The sequence below is a fragment of the Dokdonia donghaensis DSW-1 genome (assembly GCF_001653755.1).
Taxonomy (GTDB): domain Bacteria; phylum Bacteroidota; class Bacteroidia; order Flavobacteriales; family Flavobacteriaceae; genus Dokdonia; species Dokdonia donghaensis.
The window spans coordinates 2,248,343-2,266,908 of the sequence record NZ_CP015125.1 but is presented as its reverse complement, the minus strand read 5'-3'; the positions used below and the strand labels follow the sequence as shown (position 1 = coordinate 2,266,908).

Annotated in this window: 22 protein-coding genes; 10 read left to right on the top strand and 12 right to left on the bottom strand. The window is 37.2% G+C overall.

Annotation, left to right across the window (positions count from 1 at the left end):
* Window positions 1-153 precede the first annotated feature (153 nt).
* The 4 genes from I597_RS10000 to I597_RS09985 all read left to right on the top strand — a co-directional run bounded on the left by I597_RS10000 (window position 154) and on the right by I597_RS09985 (window position 2,534).
* On the top strand, window positions 154-534 hold the full coding sequence (locus tag I597_RS10000) for a YdeI/OmpD-associated family protein (protein WP_052111692.1): 381 nt from the start codon (window positions 154-156) through the stop codon (window positions 532-534).
* A 78-nt stretch (window positions 535-612) separates the two neighbouring features.
* Window positions 613-1,116 (top strand): hypothetical protein, encoded by a 504-nt coding sequence (locus I597_RS09995; RefSeq protein WP_035324868.1) that lies wholly within the window; start codon window positions 613-615, stop codon window positions 1,114-1,116.
* Window positions 1,117-1,121: 5 nt separating this feature from the next.
* Window positions 1,122-1,868: an LVIVD repeat-containing protein gene (locus I597_RS09990; RefSeq protein WP_035324869.1), complete on the top strand. Its 747-nt coding sequence runs from the start codon at window positions 1,122-1,124 to the stop codon at window positions 1,866-1,868.
* An 84-nt stretch (window positions 1,869-1,952) separates the two neighbouring features.
* Window positions 1,953-2,534 (top strand): superoxide dismutase family protein, encoded by a 582-nt coding sequence (locus tag I597_RS09985; protein WP_035324870.1) that lies wholly within the window; start codon window positions 1,953-1,955, stop codon window positions 2,532-2,534.
* Between the two features lie 220 nt (window positions 2,535-2,754).
* Here I597_RS09985 and yajC read toward each other — a convergent pair whose 3' ends face one another.
* Genes yajC through I597_RS09970 form a run of 3 tightly spaced genes read right to left on the bottom strand, consistent with a single transcriptional unit; the run spans window position 2,755 to window position 4,478 of the window.
* Entirely contained in the window at window positions 2,755-3,054 is a 300-nt protein-coding gene (gene yajC / locus I597_RS09980) for a preprotein translocase subunit YajC (RefSeq protein WP_035324871.1), read from the bottom strand.
* Window positions 3,055-3,059: 5 nt separating this feature from the next.
* On the bottom strand, window positions 3,060-3,518 hold the full coding sequence (locus I597_RS09975) for a DUF1573 domain-containing protein (RefSeq protein ID WP_021778969.1): 459 nt from the start codon (window positions 3,516-3,518) through the stop codon (window positions 3,060-3,062).
* A gap of 48 nt (window positions 3,519-3,566) precedes the next feature.
* Window positions 3,567-4,478, bottom strand: coding sequence for a transcription antitermination protein NusB (locus tag I597_RS09970; RefSeq protein WP_035324872.1), 912 nt, complete (start codon window positions 4,476-4,478; stop codon window positions 3,567-3,569).
* A gap of 211 nt (window positions 4,479-4,689) precedes the next feature.
* Between I597_RS09970 and I597_RS09965 the strand changes: the two genes are divergently transcribed.
* A complete protein-coding gene (locus tag I597_RS09965) occupies window positions 4,690-6,447 on the top strand; it encodes an ABC transporter ATP-binding protein (protein ID WP_035324873.1) in 1,758 nt (585 codons plus the stop codon).
* 76 nt (window positions 6,448-6,523) lie between these two features.
* Window positions 6,524-6,922, top strand: a complete 399-nt coding sequence (locus I597_RS09960; protein ID WP_035324874.1) for a PUR family DNA/RNA-binding protein — start codon at window positions 6,524-6,526, stop codon at window positions 6,920-6,922.
* 74 nt (window positions 6,923-6,996) lie between these two features.
* Here I597_RS09960 and I597_RS09955 read toward each other — a convergent pair whose 3' ends face one another.
* Both I597_RS09955 and I597_RS09950 read right to left on the bottom strand, forming a co-directional pair.
* Window positions 6,997-8,136, bottom strand: a complete 1,140-nt coding sequence (locus I597_RS09955) for a hypothetical protein (protein ID WP_035324875.1) — start codon at window positions 8,134-8,136, stop codon at window positions 6,997-6,999.
* Between the two features lie 36 nt (window positions 8,137-8,172).
* Window positions 8,173-8,661, bottom strand: coding sequence for a Rid family detoxifying hydrolase (locus I597_RS09950; RefSeq protein ID WP_035324876.1), 489 nt, complete (start codon window positions 8,659-8,661; stop codon window positions 8,173-8,175).
* Between the two features lie 126 nt (window positions 8,662-8,787).
* Here I597_RS09950 and I597_RS09945 point away from each other — a divergent pair, with 126 nt between their 5' ends.
* From I597_RS09945 to I597_RS09930, 4 genes are read left to right on the top strand one after another with little or no spacing between them, the layout of a single operon-like run.
* Window positions 8,788-10,323, top strand: a complete 1,536-nt coding sequence (locus tag I597_RS09945) for a helicase HerA-like domain-containing protein (RefSeq protein WP_035324877.1) — start codon at window positions 8,788-8,790, stop codon at window positions 10,321-10,323.
* Window positions 10,324-10,362: 39 nt separating this feature from the next.
* The gene (locus I597_RS09940; protein ID WP_021778962.1) at window positions 10,363-10,908 is read left to right on the top strand and encodes a hypothetical protein; all 546 of its coding nucleotides are present in this window, start codon (window positions 10,363-10,365) and stop codon (window positions 10,906-10,908) included.
* 2 nt (window positions 10,909-10,910) lie between these two features.
* Entirely contained in the window at window positions 10,911-11,270 is a 360-nt protein-coding gene (locus I597_RS09935; RefSeq protein ID WP_035324878.1) for a cupin domain-containing protein, read from the top strand.
* 5 nt (window positions 11,271-11,275) lie between these two features.
* Window positions 11,276-12,121, top strand: a complete 846-nt coding sequence (locus I597_RS09930) for an alpha/beta fold hydrolase (protein ID WP_035324879.1) — start codon at window positions 11,276-11,278, stop codon at window positions 12,119-12,121.
* Here I597_RS09930 and I597_RS09925 read toward each other — a convergent pair.
* From I597_RS09925 to hisG, 7 genes are read right to left on the bottom strand one after another with little or no spacing between them, the layout of a single operon-like run.
* Complete coding sequence (locus I597_RS09925) at window positions 12,118-12,633, bottom strand: DinB family protein (protein ID WP_035324880.1); 516 nt, start codon at window positions 12,631-12,633, stop codon at window positions 12,118-12,120. The genes I597_RS09930 and I597_RS09925 overlap by 4 nt on opposite strands.
* Window positions 12,634-12,644: 11 nt before the next feature.
* The gene (gene hisA, locus I597_RS09920) at window positions 12,645-13,367 is read right to left on the bottom strand and encodes a 1-(5-phosphoribosyl)-5-[(5-phosphoribosylamino)methylideneamino]imidazole-4-carboxamide isomerase (RefSeq protein ID WP_035324881.1); all 723 of its coding nucleotides are present in this window, start codon (window positions 13,365-13,367) and stop codon (window positions 12,645-12,647) included.
* Window positions 13,364-13,945 carry an imidazole glycerol phosphate synthase subunit HisH gene (gene hisH / locus I597_RS09915; protein ID WP_035324882.1) on the bottom strand — a complete coding sequence of 194 codons (582 nt, stop codon included), beginning with the start codon at window positions 13,943-13,945 and terminating at the stop codon, window positions 13,364-13,366. The genes hisA and hisH overlap by 4 nt, the downstream gene beginning before the upstream one ends.
* A complete protein-coding gene (gene hisB / locus I597_RS09910) occupies window positions 13,945-15,081 on the bottom strand; it encodes a bifunctional histidinol-phosphatase/imidazoleglycerol-phosphate dehydratase HisB (protein ID WP_035324883.1) in 1,137 nt (378 codons plus the stop codon). Before hisB ends, hisH begins: the two co-directional genes overlap by 1 nt.
* The gene (hisC, locus tag I597_RS09905; protein WP_035324884.1) at window positions 15,081-16,127 is read right to left on the bottom strand and encodes a histidinol-phosphate transaminase; all 1,047 of its coding nucleotides are present in this window, start codon (window positions 16,125-16,127) and stop codon (window positions 15,081-15,083) included. The genes hisB and hisC overlap by 1 nt, the downstream gene beginning before the upstream one ends.
* A 32-nt stretch (window positions 16,128-16,159) precedes the next feature.
* Window positions 16,160-17,443, bottom strand: coding sequence for a histidinol dehydrogenase (gene hisD, locus I597_RS09900; protein WP_035324885.1), 1,284 nt, complete (start codon window positions 17,441-17,443; stop codon window positions 16,160-16,162).
* A gap of 12 nt (window positions 17,444-17,455) precedes the next feature.
* On the bottom strand, window positions 17,456-18,316 hold the full coding sequence (gene hisG / locus I597_RS09895) for an ATP phosphoribosyltransferase (RefSeq protein WP_035324886.1): 861 nt from the start codon (window positions 18,314-18,316) through the stop codon (window positions 17,456-17,458).
* Window positions 18,317-18,566: the final 250 nt, after the last annotated feature.

Here is an 18,566-nt window from a genome sequence, read left to right as displayed (position 1 = left end):
TTACGCTTTCGCGAAAGCCTACTCATAACCATAAACTAATAACGCCAAAGTATCAAAAAATCAAAAGTCATACAAGTACAACTTCAAAAAGGAGGCTTTATATTACCTGAAAAGCTAGGTGATGATTGGTCTAATGCTGGTCATAAGCGTGTATTGCTAAAAGCAAGCAATGATATAAATACACTAGAAACACATATAGCCATACGTAAATTGAAAGGCGTGTACTGGGTACTTTTTGGAAAACAGCACCATAAAGCTTTAAAAATTGAGCCTTTAGACATCTTTAGTATCCAACTCATAGAAGATACCACTAAATACGGTGTGGTGACTCCAGAGGCGTTTGATGCCGTTTATGATAGTGACCCAGACGGTGCGGCAATTTTTGAATCACTTACAGATGGTAAAAAACGAGGTCTTATCTATCAAGTGAAACGCTATAAAAATGAGCAAACACAAGTAGATAAAATGCTTATACTCTTTGAAAATCTTAAACGAGGTATACGTGACCCAAGAGAACTATTTAAAACACGCTAACATTAAATAATTGTAAAGTATTGACAATCACGCGCAACGTATAAGTAGTTATTGCATCTAGAGTAAAAACTATATTATATGAAACATTTGTGTATCCTACTACTTGTATGTATCACCTCTCTAAGCTGTGTCACAGACAGAACCAGCGATGATGTAGATACTGTTGATCTATTAACAAACTATGATGCGATTACTCTTGATCGCCCTACGTTTGAGGCCAGCGTCGCTCTCGAAGACGCCAGAAGCATTATAAACTCGGGTAAAATCTATGTATTTAATGATTTACTGTTTGTAAACGAAAAGAACAAAGGCTTTCACGTCTTTGATAACGAGAACCCATCTTCTCCAGTTGCTCTTGCCTATATAAAGGCACCAGGAGCTACAGATCTTGCTATAAAGAATGAGGTATACTACATAAATCAAGCTGTAGACCTTATTGCTGTTACTTATGATAAACAAACAGCAAACCTGCAGGTGACAAAACGCATTAGAGAAGTTTTTCCTCCTAAAGTGTCTCCAGATGGCTTTGTACACAATATCCCAGATGGAGAAATTATCATTGATTATGAACTTGAAGATTAAATAAGATGAAAAAGTATTTATATATAATAACCCTAGTAATTGTTGCACTAGGATGTAGTTCTGACGGAACTAGCAACGGTGAGTCTTTAAGCACAGCAGATAGTGTAGGTCAAGGTGGCTCACTAGCAACTTTTGTTATAAAAGGAGATTATCTTTATACCGTAGACAACGAAGATCTTAATGTATTTAATATCACAAATACAACAGAACCAGTACTAGTAAATACCGTACGCATAGGCTTTGATATCGAGACTTTATTCAGCTACAGAAACTATCTGTATATAGGATCTCGTAATGGGATGTTTATCTATAGTGTAGATAGTCCAGAGTTTCCAGAACAATTATCTTCTGTACAGCACTTCACTTCTTGTGATCCTGTGGTGGCAAATGATCAATATGCATTTGTGACCTTATGGAGCGACTTGGGCTGTAATGGTTTTGTAAATCAACTAGAAGTGTATGATGTGACAGATGTACTTAACCCTGTCCTCATTAATGTGCGTGAACTCACATTCCCAAAAGGATTAGGCCTTTACGGCGATTACCTTATCGTATGTGATGATGAGATTAAAATATTTGATGTATCAAACCCTGCAGAGTCTACACTTGTACACGCTATAGACAAACTAGCTTTTGACGTGATTATACAAGGAGATTTACTCATAGCCGTAGGTGAATCTGGTGTATACCAATACAGCCTTGATGCTCAAAATATCACAAACACTTCACAATTAAGCACCATAAGTATCTAAAAGGTTTTATAAAATCTTAGTATTTCTTAAGTTGTCGTGGTATATTAGAGCTAATTAATCACTAATTATCAAAACCAAAAGATAATGAAATACAGATTTATGACAATAACCTTACTATCTCTTGCCACACTAGCGAGTTGTAAAGGCGACAAAAAAGAAAGCCACGAAGTAATAGAAGTTGTTGAGGTAGAAGAAGTAGAAGTTATACCAGAGATGCAAAAACTCACTTTAAAACTTGAGCCTAAGAGTGACAGTAAAGCCTCTGGAAGCGTTGTTTTTAAAGAAGAAGACGGCGTTGTAAAATTTACAGCAGTAATAGGTGGACTAGATGAAGGTATGCACGCTATACACATACACGACAAGGCAGACTGCTCAAGTGCAGATGGAAAGTCTACAGGAGGACACTGGAACCCTACAAATGAGCAACACGGTAAGTGGGGAGCAGCAGAGGGATATCATAAAGGTGATATAGGTAACTTCCCAGCAGATGAAAACGGAAACGGAACCATCACAATGAGCACAGACCAGTGGTGTATAGGTTGTGGAGATCCTAAAAAGGACGTTGTAGGTAAAGCAATCATTGTACATCAAGGTACAGATGATTTTACATCACAACCTAGTGGTGCTGCAGGAGCAAGAATTTCTTGCGGTGGGATTATAAAATAATTTCACACTACACAATAGTAAAAGGCTCTTGCTTACTGCAAGAGCCTTTTTTGTTGCGCCATATTATGTTATTAAACTCACCTATTTGATAGTAATATAAACGATCTATGTTTTTATTCATATGTTAGAAAGAAGATAGACCCTATTAAACAATAGAAAAAGAAGACATAAAAAAAAGCCCTCGCAAATGCGAGGGCTTATGTATAATAATTAGAAAAGACTATTTCTTTGCTTCTACAACGCTTTTATTAAGCGCTTGTGTCATCTCAATAGATAGTGCAGATCTTTCAAACTTCATTTTACCAGACATTGTTTCCAACACGCAGGTACCATTATCATTAAGTTCTAAAATCTTGCCGTGTAGACCACTTTTTGTAATTACACGATCACCTTTTTTAAGATCTTTATCAAAGTTCTTTTCTTGTTTGAGTTTCTTACGTTGTGGTAATACTATAAAGAATACAATAAATACCGTAAACAGTAAGAGAGGACCTAATATGCCCTGCAATCCTTCACCCATAATTCTTATTTAGCTGCTCCAGCAGCAGGGTTTACAAATGCCTTGATCTTTACAGTCTCTGTACCTCTCTCAGTATTTGCTTTGATTGTTACCGTTTTAGTCACTTGGTTAGTACCACTACCGTTATATTTTACAAGAAGCTCACCTTTCTCACCTGGTGCAACTGGATTTTTAGAATATTCTGGTACTGTACATCCACAAGAACTCTTTGCGTCTACAATTACTAGTGGTGCTTTACCTGTGTTAGTAAATGTAAATTTGTGCTCTACAGTGTTTCCTTTTTCAATGTTTCCGAAATCAAATTCAGTCTCATCAAAAGTAATCACTGGGTATGTTGTAGCCTGTGCGTCTCTTGCAGCTGCAACTTCAACATTTTCTTCTTTTACTTTGCTTGCTGCATCTTCTTTACAAGAAGTAAACACCATAGCCGAAAGTACTCCTAATACTAATAAACCTTTTTTCATTGTTGTTTTTTTTATAAATAATGATTCGTAAAAATAAGAAAAAGTATACTATTTTAAACCTCTACCCTCTTTCTTTAACCTTTTTTCTCGCTCATATTGTTTTACAAGCTTATCAAGTATACCATTTATAAAGATGCTACTCTTTGGTGTTGAGTATTCCTTAGAGATTTCTAAGTACTCATTTATAGTCACTTTTACAGGTATGGTAGGGAATTTTAAGAACTCGCAAAGTGCCATTTTTATAAGTACCATATCTACATCTGCAATACGCTCTTTATCCCAGTTTGGCGTGTTTTCTGTAATCTCGTTTGCTAGAAAAGTTTCATTTGCAACAGTTTTCTCTAGTAATTCTGTACCAAAATGTACATCCTCCTCATTTTTAAATAAGCTAGGTAGTAATGAAGACTCTGGTGACGCCGGTTTGAGCTTCCCTAGCCTTCTTAGCACTGCCATATTAATCATAGGCAAGTCATCTATCCAGGTAAGGCGCGCATCTTCTATATAATCATATAGCTTGTCATTAGGCGCTATAATCTCTGTATAGATATCTACCACAAACTTTCTATCAATTTTAAAAGTAGTCTCCTCCTCTTCCATATATGAGGCATAGCGATCACTTGCTACAATCTCGTTATATATGATAGCAACGTACTCATCATTCTGTCTCCAGTGTTTGAGCTTACGCTTGCTTATTTCATCACGCAACTCAGCATTGTCAGACAGTTTTGTCAAGACCTGGTTGTTAATGAATTTTGTGTTAGGATTTTTTTCTTCTTCGGTAGCTAGAATCTTTTTAGAGATTTTTTCTTGTTCCGCTTTCGCGAAAGCGTGAACCTCCACCATTAAATCTAGCATTAAGAGATACAGATTGTACATCTGGTTCATACTCTCAACCGTAAATTTATCCTCATTTTGAAGATCAAACTGCTCCTTACTCCCTAGGGCGTAAATGGTTTGCATAACTTTGACACGGATATGGCGTCTGTTTAACATAGCGACAAAGAACTTTTATAGTTATAAGAACGAATTAGGTTCGTTTTTAAATCGGTGCAAAAATACAGTATTTCTAAAAGTATCATCACATTTTATCAATTATGTTATAGGAAAATTTGGCTCGCACAGGTCTTAAAAAAAACCGACCTTAGCGCTTCAAAAAAATTGCAGTACGGCGATGGGTGCATTAAAATCTCTTAACAAGTATTTTTTACGTTATAAATGGCGTCTTATAGCCGGTTTCTTTATAGTTATCGCAGCTCGTGTCTTTGCCGTTTTTAATGTAGATATTGTAGGTGATATCGTAAATGATGTTGAAACATACATAAAAAGTGGAAATTCAAATCTAGATGGCCTTAAAGACAGTATGCTCTTTAAACTAGGATTACTTTTAGGTGCTGCCCTACTCTCTGGTTTTTTTACATTCTTAATGCGACAGCTTATTATTGTGGTGTCAAGATTTATAGAAGCAGATTTAAAAGATGATGTCTACGCACAGTACCAGCGTCTTAGCCTAGGTTTTTATAAAAAAAATAGAACTGGAGACCTTATGAACCGCATCTCTGAAGATGTAACAAAAGTACGTATGTACCTAGGTCCTGCAATTATGTATCTTCTGCAAGCACTTGTACTCTTTGCAGTAGTAATACCTTATATGGTACGTATGGCTCCATCACTTGCCGCATACACCTTAATACCACTACCTATACTATCTATTGCTATCTATAAACTAAGCCGTGCAATACACGTGCGTAGTACTATTGTACAAGAGTACCTATCAAAACTTACTACGTTTACACAAGAGTCTTTTAGTGGTATATCTGTTATAAAAGCATATACCTTAGAACCTAATACATTTAGAGACTTTGTAACACTTAGTGAAGACAGCAAGCAAAAAAATCTGGACCTTGTAAAGGTGCAAGCATTTTTCTTCCCGCTTATGATAGGGCTTATAGGTGCGAGTAACCTCATTGTGATATTTGTAGGTGGGCAACAGTATATAGATGGTACCATTGCAGAGTTAGGTACCCTTGTAGAGTTTATAATGTATGTAAATATGCTTACTTGGCCAGTTGCTACTGTAGGCTGGGTAACCTCAATTATAAAGGCTGCGGAGGCTTCTCAGGTACGAATTAATGAGTTTTTAGAAATCGAACCAGACATTGTAAATACCGTAACAGAGCACACACCCATAAATGGTGCTATCGCTTTTAAGAATGTCACTTTTACCTATGAAGACACACTTATTACCGCTCTTAAGGATATAAGCTTTACCGTGCAGCCGGGACAAACACTTGCAGTAATAGGGCCTACAGGATCTGGTAAATCTACCATTTTAGAGCTCATAGGTCGTCTGTATGATGTGACTAGCGGCAGTATTGCAATAGACGGCACAGATATAAAGATTCTCAACCTTAATGACGTGCGTTCTGAGATAGGATATGTACCACAAGATGCTTTCTTATTTTCTGACACCATAGGTGAGAATATAAAATTTGGTAAAACAGATGCTACAGACGAAGAGGTTTACGCTTTCGCGAAAGCGGCCTCCGTACACCACAATATTATAGACTTTAAGGATGGGTATGACACCGTACTTGGTGAGCGAGGCATAACCTTATCTGGTGGACAGAAACAACGCGTCTCTATCGCAAGAGCTCTTATAGGATCTCCAAAAATTTTATTACTAGATGACTCACTGAGCGCAGTAGATACCGAGACAGAAGAAGAAATACTCAATAATTTACAGCAGCTCACAACAAATACAACCACAATTATCGTGAGCCACAGAATCTCATCTGCAAAAAATGCCGATCAGATTGTCATTCTCGAAGATGGTAAAATAACCCAGCAAGGCTCTCATAATCAATTAATAACAGAAGATGGTTACTATAAAGAGTTGTATGTAAAGCAGCTGGACGAGAAAGAAATGTAAAAAATAATTGGGCAATGGTATATTTTTTACCATTTTTGAAACAACAAACACACAATCCAAAACAAGAAGGACCATTATGAGTGATTACGACGGAAGAGACAATGAAGAGATTTTTTCAAAAGTACTTAGAGCAGGACGACGCACGTACTTCTTTGATGTAAGATCTACAAAGGCAGGAGATTATTACCTTACCATTACAGAGAGTAAAAAATTTACTAATGATGACGGTTCTTTCCACTTTAAGAAACACAAAATCTATTTATATAAAGAAGACTTTGCTGGATTTACAGAAAATCTTAATGAGATGACTTCTTACATACTAGAAGAAAAAGGTGAAGAAGTAATATCTGACCGCCACCAGAATGATTATACAAGACCTGTAGCATCAGAAGTGGTAGATTCTGGAGGGGTAACCTCAGAAGAGCCTACTACAGCGGCAGATAAGTTTACAGATGTAAGCTTTGACGATATATAAGCCGTAAATGATATTAAATAAAAAAAGCCACGTTTATGACGTGGCTTTTTTTATTGGTCTAGCTTAAAAATCTTTTAGTTAAATATGATAGGTATTTCCACAAGACTATGTGGTCGTATATCTCCACTACTGGCTGTTTGTATTACCGTTAAATCTCTGTTGAGAATAACCACTACCCCTTGAGTCTCTCCATCTACTTCTGTAGTACCCATTACAATATAATAAGATGTAAACTGCGCTATATCTGTATTGCGTATGTTTATACTCATCCCAGTCTGATCTAAAATGGTATTGATAAGACCTACCTCTGTATAAGTACTAATTGTATTTGTATTGTAATTATACACATTTGCTATTTTTCCGGTAGGGTCTTTATAAACAAGTTCTTGAGCTAGAGATTTAGTTTGATTAAATCCTTCTGTAACTGTAAAACCGCTCGGAAAAGAACTCTGCTCACTTATCGTAAGCGTTTCAAAATCTAGCGTGGCGTATGCAAGCGCAGCACCGTTAAAGTCAAATAGGTACATCTCGTCAAGATTCTCATTGTATATATAAGCACCATACTGATCTATATCCCAAACTCCTACTGCATCACCAATGTCTGCATTGTGAACAAATAGCTTCTTTACGCCTGTAAGAGTATCTGTACCTACTATAAATGTCTTAGACCCTTTTGCCATCACACTTGAATTGACATCGTTTATTGTTATATTACCTATGTAAGCATCGGTAATAACGCTAGTATTTTTATTATATGTACTTACTTTTAAGTTGCAACAGCTACTAGACTCATTCAAATAATAAGTAATTATATTATTTTCGGTATTTGTCGTATAAAGCTCAGATTCATTTACAGGGTTAGACGGAGTAAAGTAATCACTATAAACCTCTTGGTCTCCATTAACCACGCTATATGTGATAAACTGAGAAGTAGGTATGCCAGAAGCTATCGCTAGGCGATCCCTAAAGGTGTTTCTTAAAAAGCCAAACTCAAAGCCTATTTCCTCTTGTAAATTTACGGTTGTACTTTGCTCATCTAGATAATTCCAAGTAACCACATTACCACTAGATCCAGTAACTAGATTGTCTCCTACGATTGCTATTTGAGCCAGTGAGGTATTTACATCAGACTCGGCTACGCTAGTCGTATCGTCGTCATTAGAACAGGCGGTGAAGCCTAGAAGTAAAAAAGGTAAAAATTTAAAAAGTTTCATTGATTGATGATGTTTAATTTATTGAATAAAAGTAAGTTATTTCTTCCTTACAGCAATAACTTCAATCTCAATTTTTGCCCCTGCGGCCAGTGCCTTTGCTGCAAAGGTGGTCCTCGCAGGCTTTTGTGGCAAGTACGATTTATAGATAGCGTTAAATGTTGCAAAGTCCTCAATATCATCTAGCACAACCATTGCTTTTACAACATCTGTCATTTCTAGATTGTGATGTGCAAGCACCGCTTTTATGTTTTCTAAGGTTTGCCTTGTTTCGGCTTCAATACCGCCTGTTACGAGTGTTCTCGTGCTTTGATCCATCCCTATTTGTCCAGATAGAAAATACATATCGCCCACCTGCACCGCATCAGAAAATGGTGCGTCTGCCTTAGCAGGCTCGTGAGACTTGTGGAACACTGGAGCTCTCTTTTCCATATGACCTTCAGGAGGTGGTGTGTGGGGTCTTTGTAACTCCTCTTTACAAGAAGTGAGTAAAAGCATCCCAAAGATTGTCAATATAATAGGTCTCATAGTTATAGATTTTGGTAATAAATGTACGGATAGATGGCAACATTTTTTAACAATTATGTATTTTTAAACTTTGAGATAAATACGATTTAGTACGCTTTCGCGAAAGCGTAAACACAACAATCTACTATGGACAGAAAAGAAGAGTTTCTAAAATCTATTAGAACTGGAAACACCTTTAAGGGTGACTTTATCACTATGGGAGCAGCAATGCTAGATGGTGAGACCATCACAAATGCTCACGTAAAAGTACCTCTTAAAACCCTCAATCGTCACGGTCTCATTGCTGGTGCTACAGGTACTGGTAAAACAAAAACACTACAAGTACTTGCCGAAAATCTGTCTGATAAAGGGATACCGGTACTACTTATGGATATGAAAGGTGATCTCTCTGGTATTGCAAAAGCAAGCCCAGGTCACGCAAAGATAGATGAGCGCCACGAGAAGATAGGCCTACCCTTTGATGCCAAAGATTTCCCAGTAGAGCTACTTACACTATCTGAGCAAAACGGCGTGCGCCTTAGAGCTACGGTAAGTGAGTTTGGACCTGTGCTGTTCTCACGTATACTTGACGCTACGGTGGCACAATCTGGTATTATCTCTATACTTTTTAAGTACAGTGATGATAAAAAATTACCACTGCTAGATCTTAAAGACTTTAAAAAGATTTTGCAGTATGCGACCAAAGAAGGTAAGGCAGAAATAGAAGAAGAGTATGGGCGCATCTCTCCAGCTTCTTCTGGTTCTATCCTGCGTAAAATAGTAGAACTTGAACAGCAGGGAGCAGATATATTTTTTGGAGAAAAATCTTTTGACACAGATGACCTTACTCGCACCACTTCTGACGGTCGTGGAGTAATTAATGTGATACGCCTTACAGATATACAAGACAGACCTAAATTATTCTCAACTTTTATGTTGAGTCTACTTGCAGAGATTTACTCTACATTTCCAGAGCAAGGAGATAGCGGCCAGCCAGAGCTTGTAATTTTTATAGATGAAGCACACCTCATTTTTAAAGAAGCATCAAAAGCGTTACATAGCCAGATAGAGAGTATTGTAAAGTTGATACGTTCTAAGGGTGTAGGTATTTATTTTGTAACTCAAAACCCTACAGATATTCCAGATGGTGTTTTAAGCCAGCTAGGTCTTAAAGTACAACACGCCCTACGTGCATTTACGGCAAAAGATAGAAAAGCCATAAAACTCACTGCCGAAAACTATCCAGATTCTCCATATTATGATACCAAGTCTGTATTAACATCGTTAGGTATAGGTGAAGCATTAATATCTGCTCTTGATGAAAAAGGTCGCCCTACTCCACTCGCGGCTACAATGTTACGTGCACCTATGTCACGTATGGATGTATTAACCCAAAAGGAAATAGACGGTATAAACGATAGATCTGAGCTTGTAGAAAAATATAGCGAAATCTCAGATAGAGAGAGTGCCTACGAGCTACTCAAAAAGAAAATAGATAAAGCAAACGAAGCGGAAGCAAAGGAAAAGGCTAAAAAAGAAAGAGCCAAAGCCTCAAAAACATCATCAAAATCTAAGAGCACAAGATCAACTCAAAGTGCTGGATCAAAAGCATTAATAAAAGTACTTACAAGTGCAACCGTAATACGTGGTGTCTTTGGGATACTAGGCAAAATGTTAAAATAATAATTGCGCATTTTATATGCGTACCCTCAATTTAATTTTATGAAAAAAAATATAATAGCCCTTTCTATTCTAGGCTTAATAGCTACTAGCTGTAGTAACTCTGGAAACTTTGCTATTACAAATGAAGGTGTAGGACCACTTACTAAAACTACAAAAGTAAGTGAACTTAAAACCACCTTTGTAAATGATAGCCTTGTAGATGCAAATGGATCTACAGAACTAAAAGCACCTGTACAATATATTACCGTTTTTGAAAAAGGAGGTAAAAAATTATTAGAACTAGAACCTACCACGGGCGACTCTGATGCTACAATAAATTACATACGTTTATATGACGAGCGCTATACAACAGATGGTGGAGTTACTGTAAAAAGTACTTTTAAGGATATTCTAGATGGACACAAGATAAAGCGTATAGAAAACCTTATATCTACCATTGTTGTTCTGATAGAAGATAGTGATGTGTACTTTACTATAGATAAAAAACACTTGCCATCAGAACTTATGTTTGACACAACCACTAAGGTTGAACTTACTCAAATACCTGATGATGCTCCTATTAAATATATTCAAATAAGCTGGTAAATATGAGTTATAAAATCCAAAAAAGCCCTTTTATAGTACCTACTACAGATGGTAAGACCATAGAAGAGCACTGGGGTCGTGCAACAGACGGTAATAATGATATAAGCATTGCTCATATGATTGCTCCACCTGGGTGGAGTGAGCCATTTCAAACTCCAGAGTTTGATGAGTACACGTTTATTATAAAAGGTAAAAAACAGTTTATTATAGACGGAGACACTATTGTACTACACGCAGGGCAAAGTATTAAGATCGATCGTAACACCAGAGTACAATACAGCAATCCCTTTGATGCAGAGTGTGAGTATATGGCTGTTTGTACACCTGCGTTTTCACCAGATTCAGTTCATAGAGAAGAATAGATATTTTGAAAAAGACCCTACAACGATTCATTCCTAAGGCTATAGGAACTAAGATAAATGCACTAAGTTTAGTAAATCCTAGAGCTGCAGCTCAGCAAGCTTTTAATATATTTTGCACACCACGCAAGGGTAAACCTTATGGCGAGCAGGTTGCTTATCTAGAAAATGTTGCTTATGAACGTTTTCCTTCTGGATCGTGTGAGTTACAAGCATATCACTGGGAAGGCACTGGTAAAAAAGTACTTCTTATACACGGCTGGGAAAGCAACACGCATCGCTGGTTTAAACTAGTAGAAGAACTACAGAAAGAAAACTTTGACATTTATGCCATAGATGCACCCGCTCACGGTAACTCTACAGGGACGTTACTCAATGTGCCTCGTTATGCAAAAGCCATAGAAGAAACGGTACAACGATACCAACCAGACCATATTATAGGACATTCTATAGGTGGGCTAGCTACGGTTTTTCATCAATATACTTATAAACCTATGCAGTTTACATCTGCAGTTATATTAGGATCTGCATCAGAGCTTAGTGAGATAATGGTAGATTATAGAGCAATTTTAGGACTTAATAACAGAACAATGAAATCTCTAGAACAGCTCGTAAAAGAGTTATTTGGTTTTGACTTTAAAGGTTTTTCTGGAGTAGCTTTTGCAAAAGAACTTACATTGCCTGCTTTGATCATACACGATAAGTTTGACAAAATCACTCCTGTATCTGCCTCACAAAACATCCATAAAAACTGGAAAGGAAGCACCTACATCGAGACCGAAGGTTTTGGTCACTCACTATATCAAGAAGAAGTAAGATCTGAAATCATCAAATTCTTAAAGAAAGAATTTTAATCTTCTTCATTAAGAGTGTTTAAATTCATACCCTCATAAAATCCTAAAGGCTGGTCTATAACCAGCTTTACTTGCATAGCGATCTGACCTGTGTGGTAAGAAAAGTGCTCCACTGCGTGCAATACCACACCTATACCTGAAAGATCAAAACCTTGTACTTTTCTTTTCTTGAGTAGGTTTTCTGGTGTAGCATCATCAATAATAGTAGTAGAAGTTTGAACCGTAAGTAAAAGTCGTTGCAATAACTCATCTTTTGTAAAACCATCTTCGGTACTAAACTCCTCCTCTCTATTACGCTCATCCGGATTACCGCCTAGTCCAGAAACTATATACTGTGTCATATTACCACAGATATGTAATAACTGGTTACCAAGTGTATTGAGACTCTGGTTTTGCTTTGTCCATAGCTCCTCTTCTACCACCTTAGAGAGTGCAATACTTATCATACGCACATTCTCTTCTAGTCTAAAAATAGCATTGTCCTTAAAATCTTGATGCCAAGTATTAACCATATCTATACGTTCTAACTTAGTATAAAATCTTCTAGTTGCTTCAATGAGATTCTATTCTCATAGATTGCCTTCCCTATAATGGTTCCTTCACAGCCCATCTCTGCAAGCTTTGGCAACTCGTCAAAGGTAGAAATTCCTCCAGATGCTATAAGTTTTAAGTCTGGTGTGCTGGCAAGTATTTCTTGATATAAGTCAAAACTAGGCCCTTCTAGCATACCATCTTTACTTATATCTGTACAGATTACATAAGAGACACCTTCTTTTTGATAAGCGTTTATAAACTCCACAACATCATCATCAGACTCCTCTAGCCAGCCAGAGATTGCAATTTTACGGTGATGAGCATCTGCTCCCAAGATAATTTTATCACTGCCAAATTTTGACAACCAGCTTTTAAATGTATCTGGATTTTTCACAGCGATACTACCACCAGTTATTTGCGAGGCTCCGCTCTCAAAGGCTATGCGCAAATCTTCGTCTGTTTTAAGACCTCCTCCAAAGTCTACTTTTAACGCAGTCTTTGTAGCTATTTGCTCGAGGATTTTGTGGTTTACAATGTGCTTGCTTTTTGCACCATCTAAATCTACAAGGTGTAAATGCGTGATACCGTGTGCCTCAAACTGCTTTGCAACCTCCAGCGGATTTTCATTATATATTTTCTTTGTGTTATAATCTCCCTTTGAGAGACGCACACAATTACCATCTATGATATCTATAGCAGGTATTATTCTCATAATTCTAAAAAGTTTTTAAGTATTTGCTCTCCTACAGCGCTACTTTTTTCTGGGTGGAACTGAGTTCCATAAAAATTATTTTTGGCAAGCGCACTGCTGTAAGGAAGTCCGTACGTAGTAGTCGCAATTGTGTCTTCTACTACGGGAGCATAAAAACTGTGCACCATATATATAAAAGAATCTTCGGCTACTTGATTAAAGAGTGGTGATGATAGATTGCTTATCGTATTCCACTGTATTTGTGGGACTTTTACGCTTTCGCGAAAGCGTACTACATCTACATTAAAAATATCAAGACCTACAGTGTTTCCTTCTTCTGAACCTGTACACATTAATTGCATACCCAGACAGATACCCAGCACAGGCTGTGTAAGTGTAGGAATCACTTTATCAAGACCAGTCTCTCGTAATTTACTCATAGCGCTACTCGCCTCTCCTACTCCAGGAAAAATGACTTTATCTGCACTACGTATTTCTTCTTCACTATCACTTAAGACCGCCTGATAACCAAGGCGCTCTATCGCAAATTTTATGCTCTGGATGTTTCCAGCACCATAATTAATGATCACAATTTTCATTATAACATTCCTTTTGTAGATGGAAGAATCATTTTATCTGCATCACGCTTTACGGCTACTTTAATCGCTTTTGCAAATGCCTTAAAGATAGCTTCAATCTTGTGGTGCTCGTTTGTCCCTTCGGCTTTGATATTTAGGTTTGCCTTTGCTCCATCTGTAAATGATTTAAAGAAGTGGTAAAACATCTCTGTAGGCATCTTTCCTATCATCTCACGGTTAAAATCTGCTTCCCATACGAGCCAGTTTCTACCACCAAAATCTATGGCAACTTGTGCAAGACAGTCATCCATAGGCAGGCAAAAACCGTAGCGCTCTATTCCTAATTTATTACCTAAAGCAATGGCAAACACTTCTCCTAGTGCGATTGCAGTGTCTTCTATAGTGTGGTGCTCATCTACCTCGAGGTCTCCTTTTACCTGGATGTCTAAATCCATTTGCCCGTGACGCGCTATCTGGTCAAGCATATGGTCAAAGAAAGCTAGACCTGTATCTATGTTAGATTTACCTGTACCGTCTAGATTAAGGGTTATGTTTATGTCTGTCTCATTAGTTTTTCGCGCAAGCGTCGCAACACGACTTTCTAATTTTAAAAACTCGTATATTTTTTGCCAGTCGTTTGTCTCTAGCGCGATGTCTTTATTGAGCTCATCTTCAGATATGGTAATCTCACCAGTACCGAGGTTTGTGTTATCATTTATATAGATTCCTTTGGCTCCCAGATTTGTCGCTAGTTGCATATCTGTAAGTCTATCACCTATTACAAAAGAGTTTTTGAGATCATACTCCTCAGAAAAGTATTGTGTAAGTAAACCAGTTCCAGGCTTTCTAGTGTCTTTATTTTCGTGCGGAAAAGTTCTATCTAAAAATACATTATCAAAAACAACACCTTCATTTTCAAAAGACTTCATAATAAAGTTGTGCACTGGCCAGAACGTATTTTCTGGAAAAGAATCTGTACCTAAACCATCTTGATTTGTGATCATCACAAGTTCATAATCGAGTTCTTGAGCAATCTTACCTAACCAAGTAAAACACTTAGGGTAAAAAATCATTTTTTCAAACGCATCGATTTGTTCATCTACCGTTTCTTTAATCATTGTACCATCGCGGTCGATAAAAAGTACTTTTTTTGCCATTATTGTATTGTATTTAATGCGTTTATTAGTGTTGTATTTTCTTCTTTGGTCCCTACTGTAAAACGTAATGTGTTCTCACAAAGCGCCTGTGTGCTGCGATTGCGCACAACTATCCCTTTTTCTATAAGCTGGTTATAACGCTTGTTTGCATCGTCTACTTTAGTTAAAATAAAGTTTGCGTCAGACGGGTATACTTTTTCTACAAAAGCCACATCTTTAAGCACAGCTGCTAGTGTTTTTCTATTATCAAGTAGGGTATCTACCTCATTATGAACCATACGTAAATCACTCAATCTATCATAAGCGCGATCTTGCGTTAATGCATTTACATTATAAGGTGGCTTGATTTTATTAAGAATCGCAATAACTTCTTTGCTTGCAAAGCATAAGCCTAGGCGTATACCAGCAAGACCGTATGCCTTAGAAAGCGTTTGAGTGATCACTAGATTAGGATAACTTTCTAACTGTGATATCCAGCTCTCTGCTGCTGCAAAATCTATATAAGCCTCATCAAGAACTACTAACCCATTAAAGTTTTCTAAAACCTCAATAATAAGATCTGGTTTGATCATATTACCCGTAGGATTGTTTGGTGAGCATATAAAAATGAGCTTTGTAGTATCACTCACAGCATTCAGAATACCTTCAGTATCCAGTTGGAAATCTTCGGTAAGGAGTACTTCTGTATTTGCTACATCATTTGTACCTGCCAGTACATTATACATACCGTAAGTAGGTGGTACCGTTATAATACCATCTACTCCAGGATTACAGAATGCTCTAAAAATAAGATCGAGCACCTCGTCGCTTCCGTTACCTAGTAAAATCTGAAATTCTGAAACCTTTTTTTGAGAGGCTACCAAACTCTTTAAACTACGCTGTTGTGGGTCTGGATAACGGTTTACACCATTATCAAACGGATTTTCGTTTGCATCTAGAAAAACCATTTCTTTGTCAAAATCTGTAAACTCATCTCGCGCAGAAGAGTATGGTTTCATCCTTGCAACATTTGCTCTTACGAGCTTATTTATGTCAAATTTGTTCATTATGCTATACGTACTTAATAATCTTTACTGCTTTATTTTAATGCGTTGAGTCTAAGAGTTACCGCATTTTTATGAGCATCAAGACCCTCTGCCTCTGCCATAAGTTCTATAGCACGGCCTATATTTTTTATTCCAGTTTCAGATATTTTTTGGAATGTCATAGACTTCATAAAACTATCTAAATTTACACCACTATACTGCTTAGCATAACCATTTGTAGGTAAGGTGTGGTTTGTACCAGATGCATAATCTCCGGCGCTTTCTGGCGTATAGTTACCTATAAAAACAGATCCCGCATTACCTATATTATCTACATAGTAGTCATCATTTGAGGTGCAAACTATAAAGTGTTCTGGACCGTATTCGTCTATCAGTGCAAGTGCCGTCTCATCATCTTTTACATAAATGAGCTTACTATTATCAATAGCTTTTTCTGCAATACGCTTTCGCGAAAGCGTACTCATCTGCACTTCTACTTCTTTTTCTACCTCGTCTATCAAGTCCTTTGAAGTAGAAACTAAAATCACCTGACTATCAACACCGTGCTCTGCCTGACTTAATAAGTCTGAAGCTACAAAACTTGCCTGTGCAGCATCATCTGCCACAACAAGTAATTCTGATGGGCCTGCTGGCATATCTATAGCCACACCGTGCTTTGTAGCAAGCTGCTTTGCAACAGTCACAAACTGATTACCTGGACCAAATATTTTATAAACTTGAGGAACGGTCTCTGTACCAAAGGTCATCGCAGCAATAGCTTGAATACCTCCTACTTTAAATATTTTTGTAACTCCGCTTAGCTTTGCTGTATAAAGGATGGCAGGATTTACCTTACCATCTTTATCTGGTGGTGTACATAACACAATCTCTTTACAACCAGCTATATTTGCTGGCGTTGCGAGCATTAGTATAGTAGAAAATAATGGCGCTGTGCCTCCAGGTATATAAAGACCCACTTTTTGAATAGGTCTTTTTTCTTGCCAGCAATCTACACCTTCTGTAGTAGAAACAGCTACTCTCTCTGTTTTTTGAGCTGTGTGAAAACGTTCAATATTACCTTTTGCAAGTTGTATGGCTTCTTTTAACTCGGTAGATATAAGCTCTTGCGCTTCCTCTATTTCTGTATCAGTCACTGCCGTGCTCTCAAGAGTCACATTATCAAAGATACTCGTGTACTTTGCAACTGCAGTATCTCCTTTTTCCTTTACTTCCTTAAAAATATCGGTAACAGTGGCTTCTATATCATCTACAGTTTGAGTAGGTCTTTTTAGAATTTCTGCCCACTCACTTCTTTCTGGATTATAAATCTTATTCATAGTAATGTAAAATTATAGTACCATTTTTTCGATTGGGCATACAAGTATTCCTTCTGCACCTGCTTTTTTGAGATTATCTATCACATCCCAAAAGCTATCTTTATTTATTACTGAGTGTACACTACTCCAGCCTTCTTGTGCTAGTGGTAAAACTGTAGGGCTTCTCATACCTGGAAGCATTGCGATAACATCATCAAGCTTTGCGTCTGGCACATTCATAAGTACATACTTACTGCGTTCTCCTGCAAGTACAGATTTTATACGGAATTTAAGCGTTTCTAAAAGCTCTTTACGCTCGTCAGAAATAGTAGGTGATGCAGTAAGAACAGCCTCAGACGTGAGCATTTGCTCTACTTCCTTAAGATTGTTTTTGAATAAGGTGCTACCACTAGATACAATGTCACAGATAGCATCTGCAAGTCCAATATTTGGAGCAATTTCTACCGAACCGTTAATGATGTGTAGCTCTGCGTTTACACCTTTTTCAGCTAGGTATTCTCTTACTGTATTAGGATATGAAGTGGCAATGCGCTTACCTTCTAGATCTTTTACAGAGTTATATTCTTGTCCTTTTGGGATTGCTAGTGACACCTTGCATTTTGAAAAACCTAGTCTCTCTATAATAGGAAGATCCTTTCCTTTTTCTATAAGTGTATTTTCTCCAAGTATTGCGATATCTACCACTCCGTCTCTTAAGTACTGAGGGATATCTCCATTACGTAGGTATAAAACTTCTAGCGGAAAGTTTCTAGCAATGGCTTTAAGTTGATCCTTACCATTATCTATAGATACACCACAGTTTTTAAGCAGTTGTAAAGACTCCTCATTGAGACGACCTGACTTCTGAATAGCAATTCTAATTTTTTGACTCATTTTTGTTGGTTTGTGTTTGAATTACCCAAAAAAGAAAAAACCCGTTTGAGTATCTCAAACGGGTTTATATATGAATTATTTACATACCAAACTACCTCGCTTGAGCGAATAATGTAGTATGGTGATGATGTGTTTTGTTCAATTTCATTTCTGGCACAAATTTAAGAAGTCTTTTGTTAAAAACAAGTGAATAAAGTGATTTAATAATTACTTAACACACAGAACTTTTTAGTAGATTTGAAATAACGCT